Below are 4,734 nucleotides of genomic sequence, written 5' to 3' on the forward strand. Positions count from 1 at the left end.
CGTCGCTGTCGGACGGGACGGGCGCCGAGAGGCGCAGCCTCTACAGCCGCGAGGACATGCAGCCGGTCCTGCCTGTCTTCGGCGGCCTCGACTGAAGGGGGGAACACGTGAGCGAGAAGGTCACAGGCATCTCGGCCATCCTCTCCGCCGGCAACGGCAATCGCGACATCGCCTTCGCGCTCGGCATCGCGCTGGTGCTCGGCATCCTCTTCATCCCGCTGCCGCCCGTCCTGCTCGACATGGGCCTGGCGCTCTCGCTGTCCTTCTCGGCGCTGATCCTCATGGTCGCGCTCTGGGTGCCGCGCCCGCTCGAGTTCAACAGCTTCCCGACGCTGCTGCTCGTGGTGACGATGCTGCGGCTGTCGCTGAACGTCGCCTCGACGCGCCTGATCCTCGCCGAGGGCCATACCGGGACGAACGCCGCCGGCGACGTGATCGAGGGGTTCTCGCGCTTCATCGCGACCGGCAACTACGTGATCGGGATCATCGTCTTCACGATCCTCGTGGTGATCAACTTCGTGGTCATCTCGAAGGGCTCGACCCGGATCGCCGAGGTCTCGGCGCGCTTCGCGCTCGACGCCATGCCGGGCAAGCAGATGGCCATCGACGCCGACCTCGGCGCGGGCCTCATCGACGAGACCGAGGCCAAGCGCCGGCGCAAGGAGCTCGAGGACGAGACGAGCTTCTACGGCGCCATGGACGGCGCGTCGAAATTCGTGCGCGGCGACGCGGTGGCGGGCATCATCATCACGCTGATCAACCTGATCGGCGGCATCCTGATCGGCGTCCTCCAGCACGGGCTGACGATCGGCGAGGCGGGCAACGTCTACACGATCCTGACCATCGGCGACGGGCTGGTGACGCAGATCCCCGCGCTGCTCGTCTCGCTCGCGGCGGGCATCATCGTCACCAAGGGCGGCACCGAGGGGGCGACGAACGAGGCCGTGCTCGCGCAGCTCGGGGGCTACCCCAAGGCGCTCTACATGGCCGCCGCGCTCCTGATGGCGATCGGGCTTCTTCCCGGCTTCCCCATGCCGATCTTCGGTTTCCTCGCGGCGCTCCTGGCGGGCCTGGGCTACGCCATGCAGCGCACGAACGCCGCTGACAGAACGGCGGAAGCCGCGCGCGCGAAGGCGGCGGACGACGCCGAGGCGGACGCGGACGACAACATCTCGCAGACGATGAAGCTCGACGAGATCCGCCTGGACGTGGGCTCGGCCCTCGTGCCGCTGGTCAACCGGCCGGACGCCGCGCTGCCCGGCAAGGTCAAGAGCCTGCGCAAGCTCTTCGCGCGCGACTACGGCTTCGTCCTGCCCGCCGTCCGCATCACCGACGATGCGAGCCTGCCCGCGAACGCCTACGCGATCCTCGTGCATGGCGTCGAGGTGGCGCGGGGCGAGGTGCGCCCGATGGGGATGATGGTCATCGCCCCGGCGGAGGAGACCGCGTCGCTCGTCGGAGAACGCTCGAAGGACCCGACCTTCGGGCTCGACGTGGTCTGGGTCGACCGCAGCGCGGCGGGCGCCGCCGAGGATCGCGGCCTGACCGTTGTGGACCCCGAGAGCGTCATGACCACGCACCTCACCGAGGTCGTGAAGGAACACATGCCCGAGCTCCTGACCTTCGGCGCGACGCGGGCGCTGATCGAGGGGCTCGACCGCGACTACCAGAAGCTCGCCTCGGAAATCCCCGGCGGCCAGCCCGTCATCCTCGTGCAACAGGTTCTGCAGACGCTCCTGTCCGAGCGGGTGTCGATCCGCAACCTGCCCTCGATCGTCGAGGCCATCGCCGAGGCCGCCCGGCGCACGACCGACGTGGCGCAGGTCACGAACCACGTGCGCCAGCGTCTCTCGAACCAGATCTGCAAGGCGCTCGCCGACGCGCAGGGCTTCGTGCCGGTGATCGCGCTCAGCGCATCCTGGGAAAAGGAGTTCTCCGAGGCGCTGAGGGCGAACGGCGACGAGCGCACGCTCGTCATGTCGCCGCAACGGGTGCAGGAATTCGTGCTCGAGGCGCGCAAGGAGATCCAGCGCTTCGCGCAGAAGGACGAATGGCCCGCGATCATGGTGGGCCCCGAGGTCCGCAGCTTCGTGCGCTCCATGCTGGAGCGGGTGAGCCCGGCCACGCAGGTCGTCTCGCACGGCGAGATCCACCGCAAGGCGACGCTGAAGACCGTCGCGCGCATCGGCGGCTGACGTGGACCTCTCCGCCTTCCTCTCCGAGCAGTTCCTGGGCTTCCTCCTCGTCTTCGCGCGGCTCGGCTCGGCGCTCATGTTCATGCCGGGCTTCGGCGAGCAGCCGGTCCCGGTCCGCCATCGCCTGCTCTTCGCGCTCGCGCTGTCGGCGGCCCTCAGGCCGGCGACGCCCGTGGACGCCGCGATGCCGGACGGGCCGCTGGACCTCGCGGTGATCCTCGGGACGGAGATCACGATCGGGCTCTGGATCGGCCTCACGGCGCGCGTGCTCCTGTCCGCGTTGCAGTTCGCGGGCTACCAGATCGGCACCGTCGCGGGCCTCGCCAACGCCTTCGGGCCGCAGCTCGGCTCGTTCGAGGGCTCGACGATGGTGGCGAGCGGCCTCCTGATCGCGGGCGTCGCGCTGATCTTCGCGACGGACCTCCACCACGTCATCATCGGCGCGCTCCTGATGAGCTACGACGTCTTTCCGGTCGGCCTGATCATGCCGGGGGACCTCGCGCAGCAGATCGTCCGCGCGGCCGCCATGAGCTTCTGGATCGGCGTCGCGATCACCGCGCCCTTCTACGTGATGGGCCTCCTGCTGAACCTCGGGCTCGGCCTGGCCAACAAGATGATGCCGACGCTGCCCGTCTTCTTCGTCGCGGTGCCCGTGCTGATCGCGGCGGGCCTCCTCGTCCTCGCGCTGAGCGGTCCCGCCCTCTTCCGCGGGTTTCTCGACACCTTCGCCACCTGGCTCGGCACGATGAGCTTCTGAGGGGACATGGCCGAAGAGGAAGACCAGAGTAGCAAGACAGAGGAAGCGACCGAGCAGAAACTGCGGAAGTCGCGGACCAAGGGCGATGTCCCGAGCTCGCGCGAGCCTTCGGTCGCGATGAGCGTCATGGCGCTCTTCGTGATCGTCTTCTACCTCGCTCCGGGCGTCATGACCAATCTCGGCGGCGCTCTGAAAGGGCTGATCGACATGGCGGGGGCAATCGAGGTGGGCCAGGGGCGGACCGGCCTGCGCGATCTCGGGGCCGTGTCGGAGCCGCTCGCATGGGCGGTGGCCGCGATCCTCGCGCCCGTCATGGGCGTGATGATCTTCGCCGCCGTCTTCGGCATGATCGTGCAGGGCGAGACCGTGGTGGCGCTCGAGCGCATCAAGCCGAAACTCTCGAAGGTCTCGCCGCTCGCGGGCTTCAAGAGGCTGTTCTCGATCGACGCGCTCGTCGAGTTCGCCAAGAGCCTCGCCAAGGTGGCCGTCGTCGCCGCGATCGCCGGGTGGATCGGCAGCCGGGTGGTGACGTCGATGTGGGAGGCGCCCGTCTTCCTTCCCGAAAGCCTGCTCGGCTATTCCGGTTCGGCCGCGGCGCGCATCCTCATTGCCTGCGGCACGGTCCTTGCCGCCATCGCGGTTCTCGACGTGATCTGGAAGCGGGCGCAGTGGCTCAAGAAGCAGCGCATGACGCTGAGGGAGCTGCGCGACGAGCACAAGGACACCGAGGGCGACCCCTTCATCCGGGCCAAGCGGGCGGGCATCCGGCGGCAGCGCGCACGGCAGCGGATCTCGGCCGCGGTGCCGACGGCCACGGTCGTCATCGCCAACCCGACGCATTTCGCCGTCGCGCTCAGGTACGAGCTCGGCCGCGACGCCGCGCCGACCTGCGTGGCCAAGGGCACCGACCGCGTCGCCGCGCGCATCCGCGAGATCGCCCGCGAGGCCGGCGTCCCCATCGTCGAGAACCGTCCCCTCGCCCGCATTCTCCACGCGACCGTCGAGGTCGACGACCCGGTCCCGGTCGAGCACTGGAAGGCCGTGGCCGAGATCATCGCCTACGTGATGGATCTGCGCCGCAACCTCGACCGGCAGCCTCCCGAAGGGTCGCGCCTGCGGCTCGAGGACTAGGGACCGCCCTATTGCAGGCGCAGGTTCGAGAGATCCTGGTCGCCCGGAAGCCGCGACCGCTCGAGGAAGATCCGCGACAGGGCCCGCGCCAGCACCGGATCGAGCGCTGCGAGGATGGGCGCCGCATCGCGCTCGGCCATGGTGGCGAAGACCATGAAGGTCGTCTCCATGTCGAGATCGTTCATGATGACGGCAGCCTGCTCGGGCTCCATGTTCCGGTAGAGGTTCACGAGGCGTTGCAGGTCCTCGGCCTGCGCGGCCTCGGCCTGCGCCAGCAGCGCCTCGACCCGGTCGCGCACCTCGGCAAGCTGCGCCGCCTCGGCCTCGAGCTGCGCGCGGGCGAGGTCCAGCGCCGCGCGGCGGTCGTCGAGCTCCGCCCGCTGTCGCTCGAGAAGCGCGCGCTCCTCGGCGATGGCGGCGAAGGCCTCCTCGGTCGGGGTGCACTGGTCCGTGTCCGAGACCTGCTTGAGGATGCGCGCGGCGGGACCCTTGCCGGTCTCGCCGACACCGTGATCGGCGTGTCCCGGCCCGGCGACCGACGCCGCCGCGCCGAGCAGGACGAGGACGCTCCACCTCATGCGTGGCGCTTCCGTGCGTCGTCGAAGAAGCTGCGGATGAGGTCGGGCTTCGCCGGCATCCGCATCACCGCGG

The 4,734-nt window shown here is 69.6% G+C and carries 4 protein-coding genes; 3 read left to right on the forward strand and 1 reads right to left on the reverse strand.

Annotation, left to right across the window (positions count from 1 at the left end; translation table 11 throughout):
* Positions 1-107 precede the first annotated feature (107 nt).
* From flhA to ACTS11_RS14020, 3 genes are read left to right on the forward strand one after another with little or no spacing between them, the layout of a single operon-like run.
* Positions 108-2,195: a flagellar biosynthesis protein FlhA gene (gene flhA, locus ACTS11_RS14010; RefSeq protein WP_442640923.1), complete on the forward strand. Its 2,088-nt coding sequence runs from the start codon at positions 108-110 to the stop codon at positions 2,193-2,195.
* Between the two features lies 1 nt (position 2,196).
* A complete protein-coding gene (locus ACTS11_RS14015) occupies positions 2,197-2,952 on the forward strand; it encodes a flagellar biosynthetic protein FliR (protein WP_442640924.1) in 756 nt (251 codons plus the stop codon).
* Between the two features lie 6 nt (positions 2,953-2,958).
* Positions 2,959-4,083 carry an EscU/YscU/HrcU family type III secretion system export apparatus switch protein gene (locus tag ACTS11_RS14020; RefSeq protein WP_442640925.1) on the forward strand — a complete coding sequence of 375 codons (1,125 nt, stop codon included), beginning with the start codon at positions 2,959-2,961 and terminating at the stop codon, positions 4,081-4,083.
* 8 nt (positions 4,084-4,091) lie between these two features.
* On the opposite strand, the gene ACTS11_RS14025 is transcribed toward ACTS11_RS14020, so the two are convergent.
* Entirely contained in the window at positions 4,092-4,661 is a 570-nt protein-coding gene (locus ACTS11_RS14025; RefSeq protein ID WP_442640926.1) for a MotE family protein, read from the reverse strand.
* Positions 4,662-4,734 lie beyond the last annotated feature (73 nt).

This window comes from Roseicyclus sp., from assembly GCF_052168335.1.
Classification (GTDB): Bacteria; Pseudomonadota; Alphaproteobacteria; order Rhodobacterales; family Rhodobacteraceae; genus Roseibacterium.

Excerpts from the sequence above, each read along its gene's own strand:
- ACTS11_RS14025 (WP_442640926.1), bottom strand. The coding sequence starts at position 4,661 with ATGAGGTGGAGCGTCCTCGTCCTGCTCGGCGCGGCGGCGTCGGTCGCC.
- ACTS11_RS14020 (WP_442640925.1), top strand. The coding sequence starts at position 2,959 with ATGGCCGAAGAGGAAGACCAGAGTAGCAAGACAGAGGAAGCGACCGAG.